The sequence below is a fragment of the Salana multivorans genome (assembly GCF_003751805.1).
Taxonomy (GTDB): domain Bacteria; phylum Actinomycetota; class Actinomycetes; order Actinomycetales; family Beutenbergiaceae; genus Salana; species Salana multivorans.
Genome location: NZ_RKHQ01000001.1, coordinates 751332 through 776332 on the forward strand (window position 1 = coordinate 751332; position 25001 = coordinate 776332).

Sequence of the window (25001 nt, forward strand, 5' to 3'; positions counted from 1 at the left end):
TGTCGATGAACCGAACGATGGGACCGAGCCGCTGGCGGCCGGTCGGGACGTCCCGGTCGGGACGCCCTAGAGGTGGGGGTTGCGGGGGGCGAGCCGTTCGGCGAGCTCCGCGTTGTGCCGCAGGGCGTCCGGCATGCCGGCGCTGAGGTAGATCTCCGGCTCCACGCCGGCGGACACCTGCGAAGCGAGGGCGGCGACGACCACCGCGTTGAGCAGGGCGAGCCCGACGACGCTCGAGCCGGGGCCGACGCGGGGCAGGCCCGGCGCGATCTCGATGAACGCGTCCCCCGGGGGGCACAGGTTGTCGAGGACGACGTCGGCGATCTCGTGCAGCCGGGGGCCCGGCTTGGACTCGGCGTACGCGATCGAGGTGATGGCGATCAGGTCGACGCCGCGCTCCCTCGCGATCGTCGCGACCTCCAGCGGGAGGGCGTTCGTGCCCGAGTTGGACACCACGAGCAGGACGTCCCGGCCGCCGACGAGGTCGTACCCCTCCAGGACGGCCGCGCCGTGCCCGCGCTCGCGCTCCAGCCGCGTGCTGAGCACCGCGCCCTCGTGGAGCATGTGCCGCGGCACGAGGACGGGACACACGCGCGCCGCTCCGCCCGCCCGGTAGAACGCCTCCTCGGCGAACACGTGGGAGTGTCCCGACCCGAAGACGAAGAGCTGACCGTCGCGGGCGAAGGCCGCCGAGACGAGCGCGGCCGCATCCGCGACCGCCTCGAGGTTGAGCTCGACGGCGGCCCGGAGCGTCTCCTCGACCACCGTGAGGTACCTGACCTCGGCCGTCTCCACGGCGTCGACGGCGGCGCTCACTTGGTCGCCCCCGCGATCAGACCGCCGACGAAGAAGCGCCCGACGGCCAGGAACAGCAGGACGGTCGGCAGGAGCGTGAACAGCGTCGCGGAGGTCACGAGCCCCCAGTCGACCGTGTACTGCCCGATGATCGCCTTGAGCCCCACGGGCAGCGTGTCGAGACCGTCCGACATGATGAACTGCGACGCGAACACGAACTCGGTCCAGGAGAAGACGAACGAGTAGACCGCGACCGTCGCGACACCCGGCAGCAGCAGCGGCAGGACGATCTGGAACATGGTCCGCAGGGGACCGGCTCCGTCGAGGGCGGCCGCCTCGTCGATCTCGATCGGGATGGCGAGGATGAACCCCCGCAGGAGCCACGTGCAGAAGGGCGCCGTGAACGCGACGTTGACGAGCACCAGGCCGGCGTGGCTGTCGATGAGCCCGAGCTGGGCGAGCGTGACGTACAGCGGGACGATGAGCAGCGTGCCGGGGATCATGTAGGACAGGAGCACGACGCCCGAGATCTTCCCGGCGCCGGGCACCCTGAGCCGGTCGAGGCCGTAGGCCGCGGCGATCGACACCACGAGCGTCACGACCGTCGTCCCGATCGCGACCACGAAGCTGTTGGAGAGGAACAGCGGGTACTTCGTCGTCGCGAAGAGCCGCTCGAAGTTCTCCAGCGTCCACTCGCGCGGCAGGAGCGTCGGGCTGGTGCTGATGAGCTCGCTGCGGGGCTTGAAGCTCGAGACCGTGATCCAGTAGATCGGCCCGAGCACGACGAGCGTGAGCAGCGCCATGACGACGACCCGCGGGATGGCGCGCACCGCGCGTCCCGGTGTGGTGAGTGCGGACATCACAGCTCCTTCGGCCGCGCGAACCGGACGAACAGCAGCGCGGCGATGCCGAGCACGATCACCGTGAGCACGCTGGCGGCAGCCGCCTCGCTGGCCCGGAACGCGCTGAACGCGGTGTTGTAGACGTAGACCGGCAGCGTCGTCGTCGCGTCGGCCGGACCACCCTCGGTGATGAGGAAGATCGTGTCGAGGATGTTGAACGACCAGAGCGAGCCGACGAGGGCGACGGCGAACAGGACGGGTTGCAGCAGGGGGAACGTGACGGCCCAGAAGGTCTGCCACGCGTTGGCGCCGTCGATCGTCGCCGCCTCGATCACCTCGCCGGGCACCGTCGCGAGGGCGCCGTAGACGACGACGGCCGTGAGCGGGAACCAGTGCCAGCTGTTGACGAGGATGATGACCGGCAGCGCCCAGACCGGGTTGCCGAACGGGGAGCCGAGGTCGATCCCGACGGCCTCGAACGCCTTGTACACGACCCCGTAGCTGGAGTTGAGCATCCACTGCCAGATGATCGTGACCGCCACGGTGGGCACGACCCACGGCAGCATCACCCAGACGCGCGCCGAGCGAGCCCACCAGCCGCGCCGCTGCATGAGCAGCGCGGCGCCGAAGGCGAGGACGGTCTGCACCGCCATGTTGCCGATCAGCCAGAGCCCGGAGCGCCGCAGGGCGGCCCAGAAGGACGGATCGCCGACGACCTTGGCGTAGGTCTCGAACGCGACGAAGTCGGAGTCGCTCCCGATGAGCCGCTGGTCGCGCAGGCTCGTCCAGACCGCGTTGAGGAGCGGGTAGGCGATCACCACGAGCATGATGACGACGATCGGCGCGACGAGCGCGTAGCCCAGCGCCATCTCCCTCGGTCCCAGCCGGCCCCGTGGCCGGGGGTGACGGGCCCCGCGCACCCGCGCGGAACCCGTCACCCGTGCTGCATCGCTGGCCACGGCTAGCTGAGGGCCTTGTCCATCTCGGCCTGCGCCCACGCTGCCGCATCCTCGGCTGACTCGCCGGAGACGTACATCCGCTGGATGGCCTGGGCGAGGATGTTCTGGCCGGAGATGTCACCGATGCGCTCGATGTACTGGCCGTCGACGAACCCGAAGAGCGCGCCGGTCTTCGACTGGTCGAGCATCGCGTCGACGCACTCGGAGTAGGTGTCGATGATCTCGTTGGAGCGCCAGGCGGAGATCTGGGCCTCGTCCGTCGTGACGGGGAGGAACAGACCCGGCTCGGCCTCGAGGAACGGCCCGTAGTTCTCCGGCAGCATCAGCCAGCTCAGGAACGCTGCGGCGCCGTCCTGGCGAGCCTGGTCGTCGGCGAGGACCATGGCGCCGTTGGAGTAGTAGATGCTCCCGGGCTGGCCGCCCTCGTCCTTGACGGGGATCGGCGCGCAGCCGAGGCGGTCGGGCGCGAGGCCGGACTCGGCCTCCCACGGCGCGAGGTACTGGCCCTTCTCGACGGCCATCGCGGCCGCGCCGCTGTTGAACGCCGCCTGCGGCTCGCCCCAGGCGAAGCTGGCGGAGTCCTTGGGCGAGAACGCGAGCAGGTCCTTGTAGAGCTGGAGCGCCGCGACGGTCTCCGGGGTGTCGAAGTCCACCTCGCCGTCCTCGGTGAACCAGTTCCCCGCGCCGCCCGTGACCATGAAGCTGTACAGCACCTGGTCGGACGCGAGGTTCTTGCCGGCCGGCAGCGCGATGCCGCTCTGCCCGTCCTGCGTCAGCCTCTCGGCGGCCGCCCGCAGCTCGTCCCACGTCGTCGGCGCCTCGAGGCCGGCGGCCTCGAAGCTGTCGCGGTTGTACCAGAGCATCTGCACCATGCCGTAGAGCGGGACGGCCCACACCTCGCCACCGTCGGTGTAGGCGGCGGTCGCCGCGTCCAGGAAGTCGTACTCGCCGTCCAGCTCCTCGACCGTGCTCGTCACGGGCTGACCGAGACCGAGGTTGCGCACGTAGGTCGCGAAGTCGGGGATCGCGAAGAGGATGTCCGGCTGGTTGCCGGCCTGCGCGGCGGCCGCGATCCCCTGGTACACCGAGTCCCACTCCTGCACCTGCGCCTGGACGGGGTACGCGGGGTCGGTGGCGTTGTACTGGTCGATCAGTGTGTTCCACGCCTCGACCCGCGTGGGGACGCTCTCCATGTGCCAGAGGATCAGCGGCTCCGTCGAGCCGGTGGCGCCGCCACCGGACTGTGCCCCGCCTCCCGGGTCCGTGCTCGCCGAGCCCGAGGGAGAACCCGAGCAGCCGGCGAGGATCAGCGATCCGGCGGCGACCGCCGCCGCGATCGGGATGATGAAGCGGTTACGCATACCTTCACCTCTCTGTGAATAGTCGGGCGCCGGCGCCACCGTGCACCGGTCGCATGACCGCGTGCTGCTCTAGAGCGGCACGCGGATTACTCTAGAGCAAAGACGGAGGTCTGGGAAGACCGACGGCTCGCCCGCGGCTCCGCGCACGACGCGGCGTACGACGAGCCAGGGATGGACCACTATGAGAGCCATGTCCACACCGAAGTACGTGACGATCGCCCGCGAGCTGCGGCGCCGCTGCCAGCAGCTCGCCGCCGGCTCGCGCCTGCCGCCGGAGCGGACGCTCGCCCACGAGTTCGGCGTCAGCGTCATGACCGTGCGCCAGGCGCTGGGTCAGCTCGTCGACGACGGCTGGGTGAACCGGACGGCCGGGCGCGGGACGTTCGTCACCCGCCCGACGGTGTCGATGGGACCGACGCTCACGTCGTTCACCGTCGACATGCGCCGGCGCGGGCTCGAGCCGTCCTCGACCGTGCTGCGGGTCGAGCGCGTCGTGCCCGACCTCGAGACCGTCGCCGCGCTCGGCATCCGCCCCGGCGAGAGCACGCTGCTGGTCGAGCGCCTGCGCTGCGCCGACGGGGAGCCGATCTGCCACGAGGTCAGCCTGTTCCCGGAGCGGGTCGCGGAGCAGCTCCTCGCGGGGCGGCTCGACCAGTCGGTCCACGAGATCCTCGTGGCGTCGGGAGCCGAGCCCCGCAGCAGCGAGCGCTCGGTCCGGGCCGTCGTCGCGGGGGGGCGCGAGTGCGAGCTGCTCGAGCTGCCGCCGGGCTCGCCGGCGCTCGAGATCATCGACCTGTTCTCCGACGTCACGGGCCGCCCGGTCCAGCACGCGCGCACGCGCTACCGGTTCGACCGCTACGAGGTGCGCAGCCTCATCGAGACGAACCCCCGACCGGCCGGCGCGGCGATCTGACGCCCGTCCGCCCCGGCTCACGCCGGGCCCTGCGCCTTCGCACCGTGTCCCGTCAGCATGAGGACCACCGGGCCACCGGGGTCGACGTGCCGCTCGGTCCCGCGCCGCTCGCCCGCGCCGCCCAGGCCGAGGGCGTCGCTCGCCGCGAGGGCCGTCGCGGCCCCGGGCTCGACCCACACGCCCGAGGCGGCGAGCTCGCCGACGGCCTCGCTGATCGCGCCCTCGCCGACGGCGACCACCTCCCCGCCCGTCCTGCCGACCGCGGCGGCCGTGATGGCCGCCGCCGACTCGTAGCCGCGCAGGGGGTCGGCGATCGCGGTCGCCGACGTGGCCGACCACGAGCTCCCGCGCAGGTCGGCGAGCGACGCGCCGGCCCAGAACCGCGCGATGGGCGCCATGGCCGCCGCCTGGACTCCGACCAGCCGCGGCACCCTGGCCACGAGGCCGAGGCAGACGGCGTCCGCGAACCCCCGCTCGATCCCGCGCAGCAGCGGCCCGGCGCCGATCGGCACGACGACGACGGCGGGCTCGACGCCGAGCTGGTCGAGGAGCTCGAACGCGATCAGCCGGTACGCCTCGGCCAGGATCGGGTTGCGGTAGGTGGTCGAGACGTTGACCCAGCCGTCGCCCTCCTCCGCCGCCGCTCGCGCGTAGGCGTCCGAGTAGTCCCCCTCGACCTCGGCCACCTCGGCACCGTAGGCGGCGCAGGCCGCCAGCTTGCGCCCGGCGTGCGAGGCGGAGCCGACGACCACCCGGCAGCGCAGCCCCGCCGCGGCGGCGTAGGCCGCGGCGGAGACGGCGGCGTTCCCCGTCGACGCGACGACGAGGCCGCGCGCCCCGAGCCGGACCGCGAGCGCCGCGCCGAGCGACATCGCCCGGTCCTTGAACGACAGCGTCGGGTTGAGCGACTCGAGCTTGGCCAGGACGCCGGGGCGCCCCGCGACCGGGACCAGCGGTGTGTCACCCTGCCCGAGGTCGACGCACTCGCCGACGTCGACCAGGAGGTCGGCCCGGCCGCGCGAGACGGGCGGCTCCGGGGCGGCGAGCAGCGTCCCGGCGCAGTCCGGGCACTCGTAGGCGACGTCGTCGGTCGCCCGGTCGCACTCGACGCAGACCAGACGCCACGGACGCGCCGTCCTCACCATGCCGCTCTCCCTCGCCGTCGCGGGAGCTTCCTTGTGGAAGCGGATTCCAAAAGCTAGCATGACGCACGGTCGCCCGGTTGTCACCTGTCAGCCGAGGCCCTCTCATCCGACTCTCACCGTGGAGGTCGTCGTGGACGTGCTCGAGCTCACCCGAGCGCTGGTCGAGATCGACTCGCAGAATCCCGGGGCCCTCGAGCCCGAGATCGCGCGCTTCGTCCACGACTGGGCCACCCGGCGCGGCTACGCGACGACGGTGCTGGAGCCCGTGGCCGGACGCCCGAACGTCCTCGTCACGCTCGACCTCGGCGGCGAGCGCCACCTCGGTCTGTCCGGTCACCTCGACACCAAGCCGATCGGCGACGCCCTCGCCCAGTGGCGCACGCCGCCGCTCGAGCTCACCGTCGACGGCGACGACGCCTACGGTCTCGGTGTCACGGACATGAAGGGCGGTGTCGCGGCCATGATGGTCGCGCTCGACCGCCTCGCGACCGGGCCGGCCACGGCCACCGGACGCGTCACGCTGCTCCTGAGCGCCGACGAGGAGCAGGGGTCCGACGCCGGGGCCAAGGCGCTCGTGGAGGCGGGTCTGCTCCCGCCGCTCGACGCCGTCGTGATCGGCGAGCCCAGCGGGATCACCCGGGCGTGGGAGGGCATCCACCTGGTCTCCCGCGGGCTGTGCTGCTTCGACGTCGAGATCACGACGACGCAGGGCCACTCCGGCCTCTCCCCCATCCTCGGCCGCAACGCGACCCTCGTCGCCGCCGACCTGCTCCACGCGTTCGAGGAGTTCCGCCCCACCGTCACCACGCCCGGCGAGGTGGCCTGCGCGCCGACCGTGAACCCGGGCATCTTCGCGCGCTCGGGGGTGAGCTGGGGCGTCTGGCCCGGGTGGTGCAGCATCGGGATCGAGATCCGCCTCGTGCCGGGGATGGACCAGCGCGTCCTGCACGCCGAGGTGGCCGCCCTGGTCGAGGAGGTCGTCGGCGACCGCGCCCACGCGGACATCCGCTACAAGGACTCGGCCCAGGGGTGGATCGACGCGGTCGAGCTGTCCCCGGGCGCGGCGGTCGCCCGGGCCGCGCGCGTCGCGACCGCCGAGGTGCTCGGCGCCCCCGCGCCGTTCACGGCGTTCCCCGGGGCGACCGACGCGACGTCGTTCCTCGGCACCGGCGGCATCCCGACCATCGCGAGCCTCGGCCCGGGCTGGATCAGCTCCGCGCACGGGGCGAACGAGCGCGTCGGGGTCGGCCAGCTCGACGAGGCGGTGGCGATCTACGACGCCCTCGCCCGGCACTACCTGGCGGGGGCCGAGGCGTGAGCGCCGTCGAGGTCGCGCCCGACATCTGGCTGGTCGGGAGCTGCGACCCCGGGTCGCCGGCGTTCACCGACCGCCACGACTGCGCCCAGTACCTGCTGTGGCGGGACGGGGAGGGCTGGCTGGTCGACGCGGGCACGGGACTCGGCTCCGACCGGTGGCTCGGCAACGTCGCCGAGGTGGCGGACCCCGCGGGGCTCTCGGGACTGGTGGTGACGCACTACCACGCCGACCACGCCGGGGGCGCGGCCGCGGCGCTGGACCGGGGTCTGCGCGTGCTCGCCAGCCCCGTCACCGGCGCGGCGCTCCGCGTGGGTGACGACGAGGCGACCAGCCTCGCCCGGGCTCGCACCGCCGGGGTCTACCCCCCGGATCTCGCGCTCGCCCCGGCCCCGACGGTCGAGCCGGCGCCCGCGACCCTCCCGCTCGCGTGGGGGACGCTCGAGGTGCTCGACACCCCCGGTCACTGCGACGGCCACGTCGCCGTGCTGCTCACGCGGGAGGGTCGCTCGTCGCTGCTGGCCGGCGACGTCGTCTTCGCCGGCGGGCGCATCGCGATCCAGGCGATCGCCGACTGCCGGCCGCTCGCCTACGCGGAGACGGTCGCCCACCTCGCCAGCCGGGACGTCGACGACCTGCTCCCCGGCCACGGGGCGGTCGTGCTCGGCGGGGCCGGCGCCGACCTCCGGCGCGCGGCCGCGTCGTTCGCCGCGCTCCTGCCGCCGCCCAACCACCTGCCGGCACCCGGGTACGGCCTGTGACGGCCGCGCCTCGACCCCGTCCCGCCGGCGCCGCGCGCGGCGCCGGAGCAGCCCGCCACCGTGCCACCATGTCGTCGACGACGGCCAACCAGACCAGAGGAGTCGATGCGTGAACCAGCCGACCGACGGCCCCGGACGACGGAGCGGACCCGACGGCCTGCGCGCCGTCGACCGGACGATCCGCATCCTGCTCGCGCTCGCCGCCTCGCCGACGGGGACGAGTCTCACCGACCTCGCGCGAGGGACGGACATCTCCGCCCCGACGGCGCACCGGCTGCTCGGCGCGCTGCGGCGTCACCGCCTCACGCGCGAGACCGTCGACGGCAGGCACGCGCTCGGTCCCGCCACCCTGGTGCTCGCGCGGGGGTTCCTCGGCGGCCTCGACTTCCGCGTCGAGGCCCTCCCGGTCCTCTCGGAGCTGCGCGACGCGACCGGCGAGGCGTGCCACCTCGGGACGCTCGCCGCGCCGCACATCGTGTACGTCGACAAGCTGGGCTCGACGCACCCCGTCCAGGTCATGACGCGGATCGGCGGGACGGCTCCGGCGCTGACGACGGCGCTGGGCCGGGCGCTCCTCGCCAACTCCCCCGCCGAGGTCGTCCGCCAGGTCGTCACGGCGAGCGAGGCGCAGCTCGGGCCGCTCCCCGCGTGGGACCCCGAGGAGCTCGACCGGACGCGCGAGCGCGGCTACTCCATCGACGACGGGGAGTCGGCACCGGGCATCGTCGCGCTCGGTGCGCCGATCTTCGACAGCGAGGGCGCCGCCATCGCGGCGATCGACGTCGCCGTCCCCGCCGTGCGGTTCGACCGGGAGCGCCGCGAGGAGCTGGGGGGACTGGTCAGGGCCTCGGCCGACCGGGTCTCCTCGGCGCTCGGCCACCCGGCCAACGGCCCGGACCTGCCGACCGACGACCGCTCCGATGGCTGACGTCGCCGGTCCCACGCGCGTCGTCCTGGCCGGCGCCGGTCGCTTCGGCGCGCTCCACGCCCGCACCTGGAGCGAGGCCGGCGCGCGGATCGTCGGCGTCGTCGACCCGGACGCGAGGCGTGCCGAGGCGCTGGCCGCGCGCCACGGCGCCTCCTTCGGCTCGGACCTGTCCGAGGTCCTCCGGCCCGGGTCGGCCGACGCCGTGGTCGTCGCCTCGACCGAGGACACCCACGTTCCCCTGGCCCTCGAGGCGCTCCGGGCCGGGTGCCACGTGTTCGTCGAGAAGCCGTTCGCGATGCGGCCGGCCGACGCGGCCGCCGTCGTCGCGACCGCGGAGGCCCGCGGCCTGACGGCGTTCGCTGGCCACGTCTCCCGGTTCGCCCAGCCCTACGTCCGCCTGCGCGACGCCGTCGACGCGGGCCGGCTTGGCACGCTGTGGACCCTGCGCCTGCGGCGCGACTTCTCCCGCGCCTGGTTCGAGTCGTTCGGCGACCGGGTCGACCCGGTCTGGGAGTCGTGCATCCACGACGTCGACCTCGCGATCTACCTGGCCTCGGCGCGGCCGGTGCGCGTCGTCGCCCAGCGCAGCGCAGCCGCCGGCCGGGCGGCCGCGAGCGTCGTCTCGGCGCTGGTCGCCTTCGACTCGGGGGTCACCGCGACGATCGAGTCGGCCTGGGCGGTCCCCGACGGCGCGCCGGGGACGCTCGCCGGGGTCCTCGAGCTGGACGGGACCATCGCGGCCGAGTGCGAGGTGATCGGCTCCCGGGGCGTGGCGAAGCAGCGCCTGGTCAACGACTCGCTCACGGAGTGGACCGACACCGGCGCGACGACCCCCGACCTCACCCTGTGGCCGGAGGTGGCGGGGCGCGTCGGCGGAGCGCTGGCCGCCGAGGTCGCCGAGGCGCTCGCGGTGTTCCGCGGCGAGCGCCCGCCCGCGCGGATGCCGCACCGCGAGGCGCTGTGGAGCGTCGAGCTCGCCGCGGCCATCGTCGAGTCGGCCGAGTCGGGCGCGGTCGTGACGATCCCGGGGTAGCGCGGCATCCCCTGACGCGGCGGACACGGCCCGCGCGCCGGACGCGCCGGACGGCCGAGGGGCCGGACGCCGGTGCGGCGTCCGGCCCCTCGGGTCCGGCGGGCGAGATCGCCCCGGGGTCGACCCGGGCGATCGCCCCGGGGTCAGCGTCCCTGGTTGGCGACGGCCTTGATGGCGTCGGCGGCGGCCTCGGGGTCGAGGTACGTCCCGCCCTTCGTCACGGGCACCAGGTTCTCGTCGAGCTCGTAGACCAGCGGGATGCCCGTGGGGATGTTGAGCCCGGCGATCGTGGCGTCGTCGATCCCGTCGAGGTGCTTGACCAGCGCGCGCAGCGAGTTGCCGTGCGCCGCGACGAGGACGGTCTTGCCGGCCTTGAGGTCGGGGACGATCTCGGCCTCCCAGTACGGGAGCGCGCGGTCGAGGACCTGCTTGAGCGCCTCGGCGCGCGGGATGGCCTCACCGGCGTAGCGCGGGTCGCCGTCCTGGGAGAACTCGGAGCCGAGCTCGATGTCCGGCGGCGGCACGTCGTAGGAGCGGCGCCAGAGCATGAACTGCTCCTCGCCGTACTCCTCGAGCGTCTGCTTCTTGTCCTTGCCCTGGAGCGCACCGTAGTGACGCTCGTTGAGCCGCCAGGAGCGCTTGACGGGGATCCAGTGGCGGTCGGCCTCGTTGAGGGCCAGGTTCGCCGTCGTGATCGCGCGGCGCAGGAGGGAGGTGTGGACGACGTCGGGCAGGACGCCGTTCTCGGCGAGGAGCCGGCCGCCGCGCGCGGCCTCCTCGACGCCCTTCTCCGACAGGGGCACGTCGACCCAGCCGGTGAAGAGGTTCTTCGCGTTCCAGTCGCTCTCGCCGTGGCGGAGCAGGACAAGGGTGTACGTCATGGTCACCATCATGGCGCACTCCCCGAGCGGCGGACGGGCCGTTCTACCCAGTGGTCACCCGCGGTCGCGCCCCGGGAACGACGACGGAACGACGATGGCCCGGCCGGGTGAGCCGGCCGGGCCATCGAGCGCGTGTCGAACGCCTGACGAGACGTCAGTTGGCCGCCTCGTACGCGGCGCGGATCTCCGCGGGGATGCGCCCGCGCGGGCTGACCGTGTGGCCGTTGGCCTGCGCCCAGGCGCGGATCGCCGCCGCATCACCGCTGGACGAGCGTGCCTTGCCCCGCGCGGGCGTCGCACCGCGACGACCACCGCTGCGGCGGGCCGCGCCGATCCAGCCCGCGAGGTCCTCGCGCAGCTTGGCCGCATTCTCGACGGACAGATCGATCTCGTACGTCACACCGTCGAGGCCGAACGTGACGGACTCCGCCGCCTCGCCGCCGTCAATGTCGTCGATGAGGACGTAGCTGATCTTCTGCACCATGTGTCGCCTCCAGTAATAGGGATTGTGCACGAACGGGTCAACAATCCCCCTGTGCAAGCAGAATGTCAAACACCCGGGGCAATCTCTCGAGAAGGTGTCGCGCGACGGGGGCCGTAATTCTCGCGGCTAACGATTGTCGCCGGCGACCGGCTCGCGATTCTGGGAGTCGGCTGGGAATGCCGCCGCGACCGGAACGCCGGGCTCCACGGGCGCGACCCCGCTCGCGCCGGGCTCCGCCGCCCCGCCGGCCGGGTCGACGCCCACCCGGCCGTCAGCGACGGCTTCGGCGTCGGCGACGCCACTCGCGCCGGGCCCGCCCGGCGCGGCCTCGCCTGCGGCTCGCTCACGCAGCTCGCGGTCGAGCAGGGCCTCCTCGCGCAGCCGCTGGCTGCGTTCCCGCCGATCCGCCAGCACCATGGCCCGCACGACGAGGAGGAAGACGGCGAGCACCCCGATCGACGGGATGAGTGCGCCGAGCGAGGTCCCGAGGTCGTCCCACATGCCCCCAGCCTAACCGCGCGCCGCGACGCCGGGCGGGCCGCGGCCTCGCCCCGCCGTCGTCCGCACCCAGCGGGTGATGCGCATCAGTGCGCCACCTCGGGGTAGCGGAAAGATGGAATCAGGATGCAGCGGGAACCGGCCGACAATTCGGTCGGCTACTCGGTTTCTATGCCGTCGGCTTCACCAGCGGGAACAGGATGGTCTCTCGGATACCGCGACCGGTGAGCGCCATGAGCAGCCGGTCGATTCCCATGCCCATCCCGCCGAGCGGCGGGAGCGCGTGCTCGACGGCGCGCAGGAAGTCCTCGTCGACGTGCATCGCCTCGGGGTCGCCCGCGGCGGCCAGGAGGGCCTGCGCCTCGAACCGCTCGCGCTGCACGACCGGGTCGATGAGCTCGGAGTAGGCGGTCGCGAGCTCGAACCCGCGCACGTACAGGTCCCACTTCTCGGTCATCCCCGGCCGCGAGCGGTGCGCCCGGGTCAGCGGCGAGGTGTCGACCGGGAAGTCCCGCACGAACGTCGGCGCCACCAGGTGGTCGCCCACGAGGTGCTCGAACAGCAGCTCGACGAGCTTGCCGGGGGTCGGCGCCTTCGTCGTCGCGACCTCGAGCCCGACCCGCTCGGCGTACTCGACGAGCGTGTCCAGCTGCGTCTCGGGCGTCACGGCCTCACCGAGCGCGGAGCTGACGGCGTCGTAGAGCGAGAGCGTCGTCCACTCCCCGCCGAGGTCGTACTCGGTGCCGTCGGCGAGCGTCACGGTCGTCGAGCCGAACACCTCCTGCGCCGCCTCCTGGACGAGCTCGCGCGTGAGGACGGCCATCCCGTCGTAGTCCGACCAGGCCTCGTACGCCTCGAGCGAGGAGAACTCGGGGCTGTGCGAGGAGTCGACGCCCTCGTTGCGGAACTGCCGCCCGATCTCGAAGACGCGCTCGACCCCGCCGACCACCGCCTGCTTGAGGAACAGCTCGGTCGCGATCCGCATGACGAGGTCGACGTCGAACGCGTTCATGTGCGTGACGAACGGCCGCGCCGCCGCGCCGCCGGCCTGCGTCTGCAGGATCGGCGTCTCCACCTCGAGGTAGCCCCGACGGTGGAAGGAGTCGCGCAGCGAGCGCACGACGCCGGCCCGGACCCGCACCATGTCCCGCGCCTCGGGGCGCGCGATGAGGTCGAGGTACCGCCGCCGGACGCGGGTCTCCTCGCTCGTCTCCTTGTGCAGCGTCGGGAGCGGGCGCAGCGACTTGGCGGCGAGCTGCCACCCGTCCGCCATGATCGACAGCTCGCCTCGGCGCGAGGAGATGACGCGCCCCCGGGCGAACAAGAAGTCGCCGAGGTCGACGTCGGCCTTGAAGTCCGCCAGCGAGTCCTCGCCGACCTCGGCGAGGGAGAGCATCACCTGGAGCGTGCGGCCCTCGCCGTCGGCGATCGCGGCGAAGCACAGCCTGCCCGTGTTGCGCAGGTGCATGACCCGGCCCGCGACGCCGACGACGACGTCCGTCTCCTCGCCCGGCTCGAGGCCCGCGTGCTCCTCGCGGACCGCCGCGATCGTCGTGGTGACCGGGACGGACACCGGGTAGGGCTCGCGGCCGGAGGCCAGCAGGCGCTCGCGCTTCTCCTTGCGCACCCGGACCTGCTCGGGGTCGGCGTCGAGGTGCTCCGTCTCGATCGTCTCGACGTCCTCGGCGGCGGGTGCGGGCGTGGTGGAGGGCTGCTCAGTCACCCGGAGAGGATACCGAGCCGGACCCGAGAGCGACGGGTCCGTTGTCGATGAGCCGGACGCCGTCGACCAGCGCGGCGACGACGTAGCGCGGCTCGGCCGCGCGACCGCCGGGCCCGACGGCATCCGTCCCGGCGCGCCGATCACCGGTCACGTCGGGACGCAGCTCCAGGTACGTCTCCGGATCGACGACGGTCGCGTAGTCGACCTCGACGTCGTCCAGCTCGGCCCGCGCCGCCGCGAGCACCTGGGCCAGGTCCGCCCCGGCCGCCGCGAGCCGCTGCGCGACGGCGACGGACCTGGACAGCGCGAGGGCGCGTCGCCGGCCGTCCGGGGTGAGGCGGACGTTCCGGCTGGAGAGCGCCAGCCCGTCCGGCTCGCGAACGATCGGCACCTCGAGCACCCACAGGTCGAGATCGAGGTCGCGCACCATCCGCTGGACGAGCGCGAGCTGCTGCGCGTCCTTCTGCCCGAACACGGCGACGTCCGGCCGAACGAGGTGGAACAGCTTCGACACGACCGTGAGCACGCCGGCGAAGTGCCCCGGGCGGGAGGCCCCCTCGAGCGCGTTCGCGACCGGCCCGGGGTCGATCGTCACCCGGGTCGCACCCTCGGGGTACATCTCGTGCGCACTCGGCGCGAAGACGAGGTCCGGCGCGTCCGCGCCGAGGGCGGCGAGCGACGCGACGTCAGCGTCGAGCGTGCGCGGGTAGGCGGCGAGGTCGCCGGGGTCGCCGAACTGTGTCGGGTTGACGAACACGGTGACGACGACGTGGTCGGCCACGCCGCGCGCCGCCCGGACGAGGGCGAGGTGCCCCTCGTGGAGCGCCCCCATCGTCGGGACGACGGCGACCGTTCCGGCCAGGCGCCGGCGTGCCGCCCGCAGGTCGGTGATCGTGTGGAGGACGGCGACGCTCGCCGGCTGGACGCCGGTGCCGACGCCGGCCGCGTCACCGGCGTCCTCGCTCTCCCGGAGCAGGCGGCGGATCGCAGCGGCCCGGTCGGGGTCGATCCGCCGCTCGTGCTCCGCGAGCACGGCGGTCGCGTCCGCGAGGGCGCGGTAGGTGAGCAGCGCGCGCTCCGCGCCGTCGGGTCCGACGAGGGCCTCGATCGCCGCGAGGTGCTCGGCGACGGTGCCCGCGTCGCCGCGGCTGACCGGGCCCGTGAGCGCGGCGGCGCCCGAGCCGAGCGCGCCGTCGAGCGCGGCCCGCGCGAGCGGCCCGAGCAGCCCGCCGGCCGCGTCCTGCTCCTCCCCGCTCGGCGCCGTGCCGGTGACGCCGGCGGCGCGCAGGATCTCCTGGGCCTGGACCAGCAGCGTCACGAGGTGGTTGCTCGCGTGCGCGAGGGCCGCGTGGTAGCCGGCGCGGCTGTCCTCCGGCAGGAGCACGGGCTCGCCGCCGAGCTCGACGACGAGGGCCTGGCCGATCGGCTGGACCGGCGCGGCGGCGGTGACGGCGAACGGGGTGCCGACGAGGCGGGCGAGGTCGAGCGACGTGCCCGTGAACGTCATCGCCGGGTGGATCGCGAGCGGGATCGCACCGGCCGCGAGCGCCGGACGCAGGACGCCGGTACCGTGCCGGCCGCTGGTGTGGACGACGAGCTGACCCGGACGGAAGCCGCCCTGCTGGGCGACCCAGGCGACGACGTCGGCGATCGCGTCGTCCGGGACGCACACGAGGACGAGGTCGGCGCGGCGGGCGACCTCGACGAGGTCGAGCAGGGGCACGCCGGGCAGGAGTGCCTCGACGCGCTCGCGGGTCTCGGGCGAGGCGCCCGAGACCGCGACGACCTCGTGTCCCTCCGCCCGCAGCGCGTTGCCGAGGACGGCGCCGACGCGGCCGGCCCCGAGGATGCCGACGGCGAGCCGGCCGGGCTTGGTGCTGCTCGAGTTCACCGGACCATCCTGCCCCGTTCCGGGGCGCGGGTCAGGCGGCCGGCAGCCGGACCTCGACGCAGGTGTCGCCCGGGACCGAGCGCACCGTGATGCTGCCGCCGTGCGCCTCGACGATGGCCTCGGCGATCGCGAGCCCCAGGCCGGTCGACGACGGCGAGTCGGCGTCGCGGGTGCGGGAAGTCTCGCCGCGGGTGAACCGGTCGAACAGCGTGTCGGCGAGCTCGGGCGGGATGCCGGGGCCGTCGTCGCGGACGGAGACGAGGACCTCGCGGGCCGCCGGGTCCGCCGCGACGCCGACGCGGACCCGGGTCCCCGGCGGCGTGTGCACGCGCGCGTTCGCGGTGAGGTTGACGAGCACCTGGCGCAGCCGCGCCTCGTCGGCGAGGACCAGGGGCAGGTCGCCGATGTCGGGGTCGGTGTCGCGGTCGACGTCGGCGTCGTCACCGGCGTCGGTGTCGCCGTCGCCGGGCAGGTCGAGCTGCCAGAGGTGGCGCGGCCCGGCGGCGTGCGCGTCGCTCACCACCTCGGCAACGACGGCGACCAGGTCGACGGGCGCGAGCTCGAGCTCGCGCCCCGCGTCGAGGCGCGCGAGGAGGAGCAGGTCCTCGACGAGTCCCTGCATCCGCCCGCCCTCGGACGCGATCCGCTCGACGGCGTGCCGCGTGGCGTCGTCCAGGTGGACGGCTCCGGCGTCGGTCCCCCGGCCCGAGCGGTCGCGGCGCAGCACGAGCTCGGAGTAGCCGCGGATCGAGGCGAGCGGGGTGCGCAGCTCGTGGCTCGCGTCGGCGACGAACGCGCGCACCTTGAGCTCGGAGGCGTGCCGCGCGGCGAGCGAGCTCTCGACGTGCCCGAGCATCCGGTTGACCGCGGCGCCGACCATGCCGATCTCGGTGCGCTCGTCGGTGTCGCGGGCGGGGACGCGCTCGGCGATCTCGGCCGCACCGCGGTCCAGCGGCAGCTCGGAGACGCGCTGGGCGGTGGCGGCGACGCGGTCGAGCGGACGAAGCGAGCGCCGCACGACGGCGGTCGCGGCGAGCGCGGCGAGCACGACGGCGAGCGAGCCGACGATCACCTCGACGACGACGTAGCGCTCGAGCGTCGCGGCCGCGTCCGACCAGGGCAGCGCGGTCACGGCGACGTCGCCCGTCGAGCCCGCGTCGTCAGCGCCGCCGGCCGGACGGGTCGGCCGCTCGGCGGCGACGGCGCGGTAGCGCCCGAGACCCGGCACGTCGACCCACCCCGGCTGGGCGGTGGCCGCGAGCAGCGCGTCGGCCTGCTCGGCCGTCAGCTCGACGACGGCGCCGGTCTCGTCGAGGTAGCCGGCGTCGACCACCTCACCGCCGCGGACCTCGACGACGACGGTCCCGGCCGCCTGCCCCCGCACCGCGAGGCCCGGCGGGATGCCGGTGCCCGGGAAGCCGTTCGGCGTCGGGCCGTCGCCCTGGTCGCCGGCGGCCGGGTCGTCACCGACCGGGCCGTCGCCCGTCGGGTCGTCGCCGGCCGGGCCGGCCGCGTCGGGCGTGGGGAGCGGGACGGGCGTGCCGCCGGACGGCAGCACGTCGCGTCCGCGGTCGCTCGCGGCGACGAGCTGGGCGTCGATCCGTTCCAGCAGCGACGAGCGCAGCGCGAGCGTCGAGACGAGCCCGAGCGCGAGCGCCAGCGCGAGCGCCGTCAGCACGACGACGGCCGTGAGCTGGGTGCGCAGGCGCCGCGGTGGCCGACGACCGGGCAGGGCCGCGGTCACGTCGCCGGCTTGAGGACGTACCCCGCGCCGCGCAGGGTGTGGATCATCGGCTCGCGGCCCGCGTCGATCTTCCGCCGCAGGTAGGAGATGTAGAGCTCGACGATGTTCGCCTGCCCGCCGAAGTCGTACTGCCACACGTGGTCGAGGATCTGCGCCTTGCTGAGCACACGGCGGGGGTTGCGCATGAGGTAGCGCAGCAGCTCGAACTCGGTCGCGGTGAGCGTGATCTCATCCCCGCCGCGGCGCACCTCGTGCGAGTCCTCGTCGAGGGTGAGGTCGCCGACCTCCAGGACGGCGTCGGGGCGCTGCGCGAGCGCGCCCGAGCGGCGCAGAAGGGCGCGCAGCCGGGCGACGACCTCCTCCAGGCTGAACGGCTTCGTCACGTAGTCGTCGCCGCCGGCGGTGAGCCCGTGGACGCGGTCGGCGAGCGCGTCGCGCGCCGTGAGGAACAGCACGGGGACCCGGCTCGTCGTGCGGAGCCGACGCAGGACCTCGAAGCCGTCGATGCCGGGCATCATGACGTCGAGCACGACGACGTCCGGGTCCAGCTCCCGGGCGATCCGGAGCGCCTGGTGACCGTCGGCCGCCGTGTCGACCCGCCAGCCCTCGTACCGCAGCACCGAGGCGAGCAGCTCGCGGAGCGAGTCCTCGTCGTCCACGACGAGGACTCGCAGGGGCGAGCCGTCGGTGCGCGTGAGGACGTCGGCCGTCGCGCCGGCCTGGTCAGGGTTCGTCATGCGTCCATCATGCAGGCCGAGCCCCTGGGCCGGCTGAGCCGTTCCTGTGACCTTGCTGTGCGATGGGCGGACCGATCCTGGAGCGCGGTCGGGGCTCGATCCTGGCGGCACCGTCGGTGCTCGATCCTGGCGGCACCGTCGGTGTTCGAGAAGCGTCGTGGGCGTCGGATCGCGAGGGGGCGGCCCTCAGCATCGTGCCTGGTCAGGGCACCGGGCCGGCGACGGGAGAAGCGACGTGTGCGAACTCGGCCGGTCGCGGGACCGAGGGCACTCCGAACCGCTGGCGCGGAGCTCGCGCGACACAGTGCCGCCGGGTCGCCGAGGCGTTGGGTCGCCGGGTCTCCGGATCGCCGAGGCGCCGGGCCGTCAGGCCGTCAGGCCGTCAGGGGCGATGGGGTGCCCGACCGGGGGCGCCGGGGCGGATGGAGTCGCAGTGGATTCGTGCACGTCGCATCGCGATCACCCGACCTCGAGCGTCGCGCCTGGTCAGAGCTCCGTCGACCCCCGACGAGTCCGACGCACACGACGCATCTCGGACGCGAGGCACACATCGCCGCCGTCGGCTCAGCCGAGGAGCTGGAGCTGCGCGACCTCGCCCGGTGTGAGCGCCACGAGGCGGAACCAGCGCGCGCCGGGAGGCACGGGACGGCCGAACGCGAACGGGCGCAGCTGCCACGGCCAGTCGAACGCCTCGTCGAGCCGTTCGTCGAGGACCGTCCACGCCGCACCGTCGACCGACGCCTCGCACCGCCACGAGCGCGGAGCCGCGGTCGGGTCCGGCCCGCACGTCAGCGTGTACAGCGCCGGGACCATCGCCCCGTCCGCCCCGTCGATCTCGCAGACGCCTCCGGCTCCGTCCGGTCCGAGCGCGACCACGCTCCGGCCGACCTCGTCGTCCGTGAGCGTTCCGCCACCGCGGGCGAGGTCGCGCCACGGTCCCTCCCGCCAGCCCTCGACGGACGGCGGGACGGCGTCGGCACCGGTCGCCCAGGCCGACGGCCCCGCCGTCACCTCGACGTCGAGGTGGGCGCCGCTGGCCACCGCCTCGTGCGCGAGCCACGACGCGTCGTGCGCGCGACCGTCCACCCGCAGCCCGGCGATCCGCGTCGCCGCGTCGAACGCGACCCGGCCCTCGGCGCCGACCGCGCCGCCGGCATCACCCGCGTCACCGGCATCGCACGCGTCGCCGGCCTCACCCGGCTCAGCGGAGACGACGAGGTCACCGCCCGGCAGGTGCCACGTCACGCGCGGCACGCCGGGCGCCGTGAGCACGTACCGCGGCGCCCCGACCTGCAGCGGGTACAGCCCCGTCAGCGCCCACAGGTACCAGGCGGACATCTCGCCGTCGTCCTCGTCGCCGGGGTACCCCTGGCCGAGCTCGGACCCGCCGAACAGCCGGCGCAGCGCGTCGCGGACGAGCGCCGACGCGTCTCCCGGCCGGCGGGCGAACGCATACATGAACGGGATGTGGTGCGCCGGCTGGTTGCTGAGGCCGAGCTGACCGCGGCGGACGTCGCGGGCCTCGGTCATCTCGTGGATGACGTCGTCGTAGCTGCCCGGCCGGTCCGCGAGCTCCGGGGTCGCGAGGTACTCGTCGAGCCGGGCGCCGAGCCCGTCCGGCCCGCCGTGCAGGGCGGCGAGGCCGGCACCGTCGTGCGGCGCCGGGAAGGCGTAGCTCCAGGCGTTCGTCTCGGTGTAGTCGCCGCCCCAGGAGAGCGGGTCGAACCCGTCGGCGAGGGCGCCACCGGCGTCGCGGGACCGGAAGAAGCCCGTGGCCGCGTCGAACCCGGCGCGATAGGCGAGCGAGCGTCGCCGCAGGTAGCGGGCCTCGGTGCGCAGGCGCTCGACGTCGCGCGCCGGCACGTCGGCGTCCGCCGCGAGCAGCTCGGCCTGCGCCGCGAGCGCCGCGTCGTTCAGCGCCGCCTCGACCGCCCAGGACACCGCCTCGTGCAGCGCCGAGGAGGGGAAGCCGCGGTAGGCACCCTCGCGCAGGTCCTTGCGCCCGACCGCCGGCGACGGCGGCAGCGCCGTCGCGTTGCGCAGCCCCGCGCGGTACGTCGCGACGGGGTCGAGCAGCGGCACGCCCTTGACGGCGAGGTCGGCGAAGGCGACGTCCGAGCTCGTCCCCGTCATGAGGTCCGCGTAGCCGGGCGACGGCCAGCGCGAGGTCCACCCGGCCGAGCGGAACATCTCGACGAACCCGTCGGCCAGCTCGGCCGCCAGGTCGGGGTACACGAGCGCGTAGAGCGGCCACACGGTCCGGTAGGTGTCCCAGAAGCCGTGGTTGACGTAGGCGCGCCCCGGGCGGATCGTTGCGCCGGTCTCGGTATCGGTCGAGGCCGACGCCGCGGGCAGCACGGGGCTGGCGTGGACGTGCTCCGGGGCCTCGGCGGTCCCGACGTTCTCGTGGTGGGCGGTCGGGTAGAGGTTGACCCGGTAGAGCCCGCCGTAGGCGCTCACCAGCTCCTCCCGGCGCGCGCCGGCGAGCTCCAGCACCCCGAGCCGCTCGGTCCAGGCCGCCCGCACGCGGGCGGCCTGCTCCTGGGGCGTGGCATCGCCCAGCTCGAGGTCGAGGGCGTGCTCGGCCTGCGCGATGCTCAGGAAGGAGGTGCCGACACGGACCGTCGCACCGCCGCCCGGCACGACGACGACGCGGTGGCCCGGCGCCCGGCCGGGCCCGCCGTCGCGGGCGCCGCCGCGAACGGGCTCGCCGTCGGGGATCTCGACGCGAGCGACGACGAACATCCGGCTCACGCCGACGCTGAGCCGGCTCCCGCCGTCGACCCAGCCGCGCACGGTCGAGGTCGCGGTGTCGAGCTGGAACGAGCAGTCCTGGTCGACGGTGCCGAGCTCGAGGCGCAGCTCCGTCTCACCGGCCCCAGCAGCGGCCGGCGGGGCGAGGCGGAGCAGCGCGCCGTGGTCGGACGGCACGGCCGTGACCCGCGCGCCGGAGTCGAGGACGACCTCGTAGCTGTGGGGGCGGGCGACCTCGGCGTCGTGGGAGAACGTGCCGGCGGCCGGCCCGTCGTCGGCCAGCCCGTCGTCGGCCAGCCCGTCGTCGGCGGCTCCCCAGGACGGTGCGAGCACGAGCTGGTCGCGGTCGCCCATCCACGGGCTCGGCTGGTGCGCGAGCGCGATCCCGCGCAGCACGGGGCGCGTGGACGGGTCGTCGTGCCACGCGTACGGCCAGTCGCACGACCACGTGGTCATCGGCGTGACGAGCGTGAAGCCGTTCGGCACCGCGGCCGCCGGGATCGTGTTGCCGCGCGAGAACACCGGGCCGGCGTTCGTCCCGCGACGCGTGTCGACGAGGTCGACGACGTCCTCGACGGCCACCCGGCCGTCGTCCCCGACCCGCGCCGGCGGCTCCGGGTCGAGACGGACGTCGGCGAGCAGCGCCGCCACCCGCGACCCGGCGGCCGAGCCGAGGGTGGACCCGGCCGCCGGGTCGGGCGGGTCGAGCACGCCGAGCAGCCGGACGACGGTGCGCCCGGCGGCCACGGCCCCCACCGCGCACTCGACGTGGTTCCACTGCCGCGGGTAGAGCACCTCGGCCTCGCCCTGACCGGCCGGGGTCAGGGCGAAGCCCCGGTGGTCGCGGGCGCCGAGGGAGCTGAGCAGCGTCCCGTCGTCGAGCTCGGCGTCCACGGCGACGAACGTCGACGGGCGGACGGCGAGGTCGTCGTCCAGCTCGGGCCGCACCCGGTAGCTCAGCCGGGTCGACGGCGTGACGGGCCAGGCGCCCTCGGCGATGGTGACGGTGCGCCGCCCGGCGTCCAGCAGGGTCGGCGTCGACGCCCGGAACGGCTGGACCGGGTGCGCGGACGGGTCGAGATCGGTGCTCATCGGACCGCGGGGCTCAGGCGCGAGCGAGTCGGAGCGTGCGGACCTCGAACGGCCGCAGCGTCAGGTCGATCGACGCGTGGCCGCCGCTGAGGTCGGCCCCGTCGACCCCGCCGATCGAGTCCTCCAGCAACGAGACCTCGTCGACCGAGGCGAACTCGCCGCGGACCGTCAGCGTGCCGCGGGCACGACGCCCGTACGCCTCGTACACCCGGACCACGACGTCGCCGGAGCGGTCGTGGGCCAGCGTGACGTTCGACAGGACGACGCCGTCACCGGTCGTGACGACCAGCGGGCGGATGCCGTGCTCGCCGCGCACCACCCGCTCCGGAGAGCTCAGCAGCGCCCCGGCGGACGTCGCCGCCGCGACGTCCGCCCCGACGACGAGCCCGTAGGTCATCGTCTGGACGCCCTGGTCCGTCTCCGGGTCGGGGAAGCGCGGCGCGCGCAGGAGCGAGAGCCGCATCGTCGTCGTCACGTCGGCGCCGGACGCGTCGCGCGTGACGTCGTGGCCGTAGAGCGAGTCGTTGACCAGGGCAGCGCCGATGGCCTCGCCCGGTGCCGACTCCTCGGCCGCCAGCACGTACCGGTGCATCGAGGCCTCGAACTTCGCGGCCTCCCAGCTCGTGTTCGTGTGCGTGACGCGCCGCTGGTAGCCGTACTGGGTCTCGGCGAGCGTCTCCGCGGCGCGGACGTCGAGCGGGAACGCGACCTTGAGGAACTTCTCGGTCTCGTGCCAGTCGACCTCGGTCTCGAACAGCACGGTCCGCGAGCCCGGCTCGAGGACGATGGCCTGCGTGAGCGAGGAGGCCGAGAACGGGCGCGTCAGCGTGAGGACGGCGCGTCCGTCCACCAGCTCGCCCGTGAGCGTCGCGTCCTTGCGCAGCACCGTCATCATGTTGCGGTAGTGCCGGTCGACGTCCCAGGCGTCCCACATGTTGGGGAAGTCCTGGTGGAGCTGGAACAGGTTGCCCTCGGCGCCCGGCGCGATGACGTCGTGGCCGGTCGCGAGGTCACGGGCGGACGTGACCGTCCCCTGGGCGCTGACGCGCACCTCGACGAGGCCGTTGGCCAGGACGAACCCGCCGTCCCCGTCATCGACCAGGGTGACGGGCGCGACGTCGCCCGAGGCGGCGGCGACCTCCTCCCGGGGCAGCGCACCGCCCGCCGGGACCGCGCCGCGGTCGAACGCGGCCGGGTTGACGGCGATCTCGCGGTCGCCGGCACCGACCAGCGCGGCCAGCGCCCGCTCGATCAGCTCGGTCGCCGCGGCCTCGATCCGCTCGTACTCGGCGACGGCCTCGCGGTGCACCCACGCGATCGAGGTGCCCGGGAGGATGTCGTGGAACTGCTGGAGCAGCACCTGGCGCCACAGCGCCTCGAGCTCGTCGTGCGGGAAGGCGTGGTCCGCCTCGAGCGCCGCCTGGGTCGACCACAGCTCGGCCTCAGCGAGCAGCCACTCGCACCGGCGGTTGCCCTGCTTCGTGCGGTGCTGGGAGGTGAGCGTCGCGCGGTGCAGCTCGAGGTAGAGCTCCCCGACCCACACCGGCGGCTCGGACAGCTCGGCCATCGCCCGCTCGTAGAACGCGTCGGGGTGCTCCCACGCGACGCGGGCGCTGCCCTCGAGGTCGCGCAGGCGCGCGGCCCGGCCGACCATCTCACGCGTCGTGCCACCGCCGCCGTCGCCCCAGCCGACCGGGGCGATCGAGCCGGTCGCGACGCGGGACTCCCGGAACTGGCGCGAGGCCTTCGCGACCTCCATCCCCGAGAGCTGGGAGTTGTAGGTGTCCATCGGCGGGAAGTGCGTGAACACGCGGCTGCCGTCGATCCCCTCCCACAGGAAGGTGTGGTGCGGGAAGACGTTGACCTGGTTCCACGAGATCTTCTGCGTGAAGAACCAGTCGAAGCCGGCGCGGACGATGAGCTGCGGCAGGGCCGGGGAGTAGCCGAAGCTGTCCGGCAGCCACACGCCCTTGCAGCGCATGCCGAACTCGGTCTCGAAGAACTGCTGGCCGTAGACGAGCTGGCGCACGAGCGCCTCACCGCTCGGCATGACGGTGTCGCTCTCGACCCACATGCCGCCCAGCGGGAGGAACCGACCGGCGGCCACGGCGTCCTTGACCCGCGCGTAGACCTCGGGCCGGTGCTCCTTGAGCCACGCGTACTGCTGCGCGCTCGACATGCCGAAGACGAAGTCGTCCGTCTCGTCGATCAGCTCGGCCATCGACGACGACGTCCTGGCCACCTTGCGGATCGTCTCCCGGACGGGCCACAGCCACGCCGAGTCGATGTGGGCGTGCCCGACCGCCGAGATGCGGTGCTCCGACTCGCCGGCGCTCGCGGCCAGGACCGGCGCGAGGACCGCGCGGGAGCGCGCGGCCGTCCCGGCGACGTCCTGGAGGTCGAGGACGTCGAGCGCGTCGTCGAGACCCTGCTGGATCCTGGCGCGGCGCGGTCCCTGGGGCAGCTCCGCCTGGAGCTCGAGCAGCACGTCGAGGTCCATCGCCAGCTCGAACACCTCGGGCTCGAACACGCCGAGCTCGATGGTCCGGGTCCGGTAGAGCTGGCGGGGCGACGACGTGCGGACATCACCCTCCCGCGTGGGCAGGAAGGGGTGGTAGTCGAGCAGGACGGGGTTGGACGCCGCCTCGAGGTAGAGCTCGACGCGCTCGCCGCCCTCGGCCTCCCGGGCCACCGTGACGTATTGGTTGCGGGGGTTGAGCGACTTCACCGGGGTGCCGTCCGGACGGTAGACGAGCGCCTCGGCCTGGAACCCCGTCATGTTGACGTCGAACCCGAGGTCGGCGAGCAGCTCGACCCGCCGCCCGGCCCACTCCCGCGGGACGGTCCCCGTGACGCGGAACCACGTCGTGCCCCACGCCGGTCCCCACGGAGTGCCGACCTCGGTTGGCGTGTAGTCGAGGGCGAGGCCGTCGGCCGGCGGGACGGGTTCGCCGTCCAGCTCGTGCCAGGCGAGCTCGACCTCGGCGCGAGCCCCATGGATGGCGGGGACGATGCGCTCGGTGAGCACACGGCGGACGCGGCCGCGCGTGAGCTCGATGTCGTCGTGCACGGATTCCTCCGGAGAAAGTGGTGCTGGCGGTGCGGGAACGGGGTGGTGCGCAGTGGTGCTGGATGGTGCTGGGAC

Annotated in this window: 19 protein-coding genes; 5 read left to right on the forward strand and 14 right to left on the reverse strand. The window is 74.3% G+C overall.

Annotation, left to right across the window (positions count from 1 at the left end):
• Positions 1-66 precede the first annotated feature (66 nt).
• From EDD28_RS03500 to EDD28_RS03515, 4 genes are all read right to left on the reverse strand, one after another.
• Positions 67-816, reverse strand: coding sequence for a sugar isomerase domain-containing protein (locus EDD28_RS03500; RefSeq protein WP_170169333.1), 750 nt, complete (start codon positions 814-816; stop codon positions 67-69).
• Positions 813-1655: a carbohydrate ABC transporter permease gene (locus EDD28_RS03505; RefSeq protein WP_123738354.1), complete on the reverse strand. Its 843-nt coding sequence runs from the start codon at positions 1653-1655 to the stop codon at positions 813-815. The genes EDD28_RS03500 and EDD28_RS03505 overlap by 4 nt, the downstream gene beginning before the upstream one ends.
• Positions 1655-2506 carry a carbohydrate ABC transporter permease gene (locus EDD28_RS03510; protein ID WP_123738355.1) on the reverse strand — a complete coding sequence of 284 codons (852 nt, stop codon included), beginning with the start codon at positions 2504-2506 and terminating at the stop codon, positions 1655-1657. Before EDD28_RS03510 ends, EDD28_RS03505 begins: the two co-directional genes overlap by 1 nt.
• Before the next feature lie 92 nt (positions 2507-2598).
• Positions 2599-3957, reverse strand: coding sequence for an ABC transporter substrate-binding protein (locus EDD28_RS03515; RefSeq protein WP_123738356.1), 1359 nt, complete (start codon positions 3955-3957; stop codon positions 2599-2601).
• Between the two features lie 190 nt (positions 3958-4147).
• Here EDD28_RS03515 and EDD28_RS03520 point away from each other — a divergent pair, with 190 nt between their 5' ends.
• The gene (locus EDD28_RS03520; RefSeq protein WP_170169334.1) at positions 4148-4870 is read left to right on the forward strand and encodes a GntR family transcriptional regulator; all 723 of its coding nucleotides are present in this window, start codon (positions 4148-4150) and stop codon (positions 4868-4870) included.
• Positions 4871-4887: 17 nt separating this feature from the next.
• On the opposite strand, the gene EDD28_RS03525 is transcribed toward EDD28_RS03520, so the two are convergent.
• Complete coding sequence (locus EDD28_RS03525; protein ID WP_170169335.1) at positions 4888-6015, reverse strand: threonine synthase; 1128 nt, start codon at positions 6013-6015, stop codon at positions 4888-4890.
• A 118-nt stretch (positions 6016-6133) separates the two neighbouring features.
• On the opposite strand from EDD28_RS03525, the gene EDD28_RS03530 reads away from it, so the two are divergent.
• From EDD28_RS03530 to EDD28_RS03545, 4 genes are all read left to right on the forward strand, one after another.
• Positions 6134-7333 carry a M20 family metallopeptidase gene (locus EDD28_RS03530; protein ID WP_170169336.1) on the forward strand — a complete coding sequence of 400 codons (1200 nt, stop codon included), beginning with the start codon at positions 6134-6136 and terminating at the stop codon, positions 7331-7333.
• Positions 7330-8091 carry an MBL fold metallo-hydrolase gene (locus tag EDD28_RS03535; protein ID WP_170169337.1) on the forward strand — a complete coding sequence of 254 codons (762 nt, stop codon included), beginning with the start codon at positions 7330-7332 and terminating at the stop codon, positions 8089-8091. The genes EDD28_RS03530 and EDD28_RS03535 overlap by 4 nt, the downstream gene beginning before the upstream one ends.
• Before the next feature lie 109 nt (positions 8092-8200).
• Positions 8201-9019, forward strand: coding sequence for an IclR family transcriptional regulator (locus EDD28_RS03540; RefSeq protein WP_123738360.1), 819 nt, complete (start codon positions 8201-8203; stop codon positions 9017-9019).
• Positions 9012-10052, forward strand: a complete 1041-nt coding sequence (locus EDD28_RS03545; RefSeq protein WP_123738361.1) for a Gfo/Idh/MocA family protein — start codon at positions 9012-9014, stop codon at positions 10050-10052. Before EDD28_RS03540 ends, EDD28_RS03545 begins: the two co-directional genes overlap by 8 nt.
• Positions 10053-10195: 143 nt before the next feature.
• On the opposite strand, the gene EDD28_RS03550 is transcribed toward EDD28_RS03545, so the two are convergent.
• The 9 genes from EDD28_RS03550 to EDD28_RS03590 form a co-directional block, all read right to left on the reverse strand.
• Entirely contained in the window at positions 10196-10933 is a 738-nt protein-coding gene (locus EDD28_RS03550; protein ID WP_123739904.1) for a phosphoglyceromutase, read from the reverse strand.
• A gap of 154 nt (positions 10934-11087) precedes the next feature.
• Positions 11088-11417 carry a histone-like nucleoid-structuring protein Lsr2 gene (locus EDD28_RS03555; protein WP_123738362.1) on the reverse strand — a complete coding sequence of 110 codons (330 nt, stop codon included), beginning with the start codon at positions 11415-11417 and terminating at the stop codon, positions 11088-11090.
• A gap of 126 nt (positions 11418-11543) precedes the next feature.
• The gene (locus EDD28_RS03560; RefSeq protein WP_123738363.1) at positions 11544-11918 is read right to left on the reverse strand and encodes a hypothetical protein; all 375 of its coding nucleotides are present in this window, start codon (positions 11916-11918) and stop codon (positions 11544-11546) included.
• A 166-nt stretch (positions 11919-12084) separates the two neighbouring features.
• Positions 12085-13638: a lysine--tRNA ligase gene (gene lysS, locus EDD28_RS03565; RefSeq protein ID WP_170169338.1), complete on the reverse strand. Its 1554-nt coding sequence runs from the start codon at positions 13636-13638 to the stop codon at positions 12085-12087.
• Complete coding sequence (gene panC / locus EDD28_RS18190; protein ID WP_123738364.1) at positions 13631-15529, reverse strand: pantoate--beta-alanine ligase; 1899 nt, start codon at positions 15527-15529, stop codon at positions 13631-13633. The genes lysS and panC overlap by 8 nt, the downstream gene beginning before the upstream one ends.
• Positions 15530-15560: 31 nt before the next feature.
• A complete protein-coding gene (locus tag EDD28_RS03575) occupies positions 15561-17273 on the reverse strand; it encodes a sensor histidine kinase (protein ID WP_123738365.1) in 1713 nt (570 codons plus the stop codon).
• The gene (locus tag EDD28_RS03580; protein ID WP_123738366.1) at positions 17270-18010 is read right to left on the reverse strand and encodes a response regulator transcription factor; all 741 of its coding nucleotides are present in this window, start codon (positions 18008-18010) and stop codon (positions 17270-17272) included. Before EDD28_RS03580 ends, EDD28_RS03575 begins: the two co-directional genes overlap by 4 nt.
• 564 nt (positions 18011-18574) lie before the next feature.
• Positions 18575-21856, reverse strand: a complete 3282-nt coding sequence (locus tag EDD28_RS03585; RefSeq protein WP_123738367.1) for a GH92 family glycosyl hydrolase — start codon at positions 21854-21856, stop codon at positions 18575-18577.
• 13 nt (positions 21857-21869) lie between these two features.
• Positions 21870-24926, reverse strand: coding sequence for an alpha-mannosidase (locus tag EDD28_RS03590; protein WP_123738368.1), 3057 nt, complete (start codon positions 24924-24926; stop codon positions 21870-21872).
• Positions 24927-25001 lie beyond the last annotated feature (75 nt).

Excerpts from the sequence above, each read along its gene's own strand:
- EDD28_RS03505 (WP_123738354.1), bottom strand. The coding sequence starts at position 1,655 with ATGTCCGCACTCACCACACCGGGACGCGCGGTGCGCGCCATCCCGCGG.
- EDD28_RS03510 (WP_123738355.1), bottom strand. The coding sequence starts at position 2,506 with ATGGCGCTGGGCTACGCGCTCGTCGCGCCGATCGTCGTCATCATGCTC.
- EDD28_RS03515 (WP_123738356.1), bottom strand. The coding sequence starts at position 3,957 with ATGCGTAACCGCTTCATCATCCCGATCGCGGCGGCGGTCGCCGCCGGA.
- EDD28_RS03520 (WP_170169334.1), top strand. The coding sequence starts at position 4,148 with ATGTCCACACCGAAGTACGTGACGATCGCCCGCGAGCTGCGGCGCCGC.
- EDD28_RS03525 (WP_170169335.1), bottom strand. The coding sequence starts at position 6,015 with ATGGTGAGGACGGCGCGTCCGTGGCGTCTGGTCTGCGTCGAGTGCGAC.
- EDD28_RS03545 (WP_123738361.1), top strand. The coding sequence starts at position 9,012 with ATGGCTGACGTCGCCGGTCCCACGCGCGTCGTCCTGGCCGGCGCCGGT.
- EDD28_RS03550 (WP_123739904.1), bottom strand. The coding sequence starts at position 10,933 with ATGACGTACACCCTTGTCCTGCTCCGCCACGGCGAGAGCGACTGGAAC.
- EDD28_RS03555 (WP_123738362.1), bottom strand. The coding sequence starts at position 11,417 with ATGGTGCAGAAGATCAGCTACGTCCTCATCGACGACATTGACGGCGGC.
- EDD28_RS03560 (WP_123738363.1), bottom strand. The coding sequence starts at position 11,918 with ATGTGGGACGACCTCGGGACCTCGCTCGGCGCACTCATCCCGTCGATC.
- EDD28_RS03580 (WP_123738366.1), bottom strand. The coding sequence starts at position 18,010 with ATGACGAACCCTGACCAGGCCGGCGCGACGGCCGACGTCCTCACGCGC.
- EDD28_RS03585 (WP_123738367.1), bottom strand. The coding sequence starts at position 21,856 with ATGAGCACCGATCTCGACCCGTCCGCGCACCCGGTCCAGCCGTTCCGG.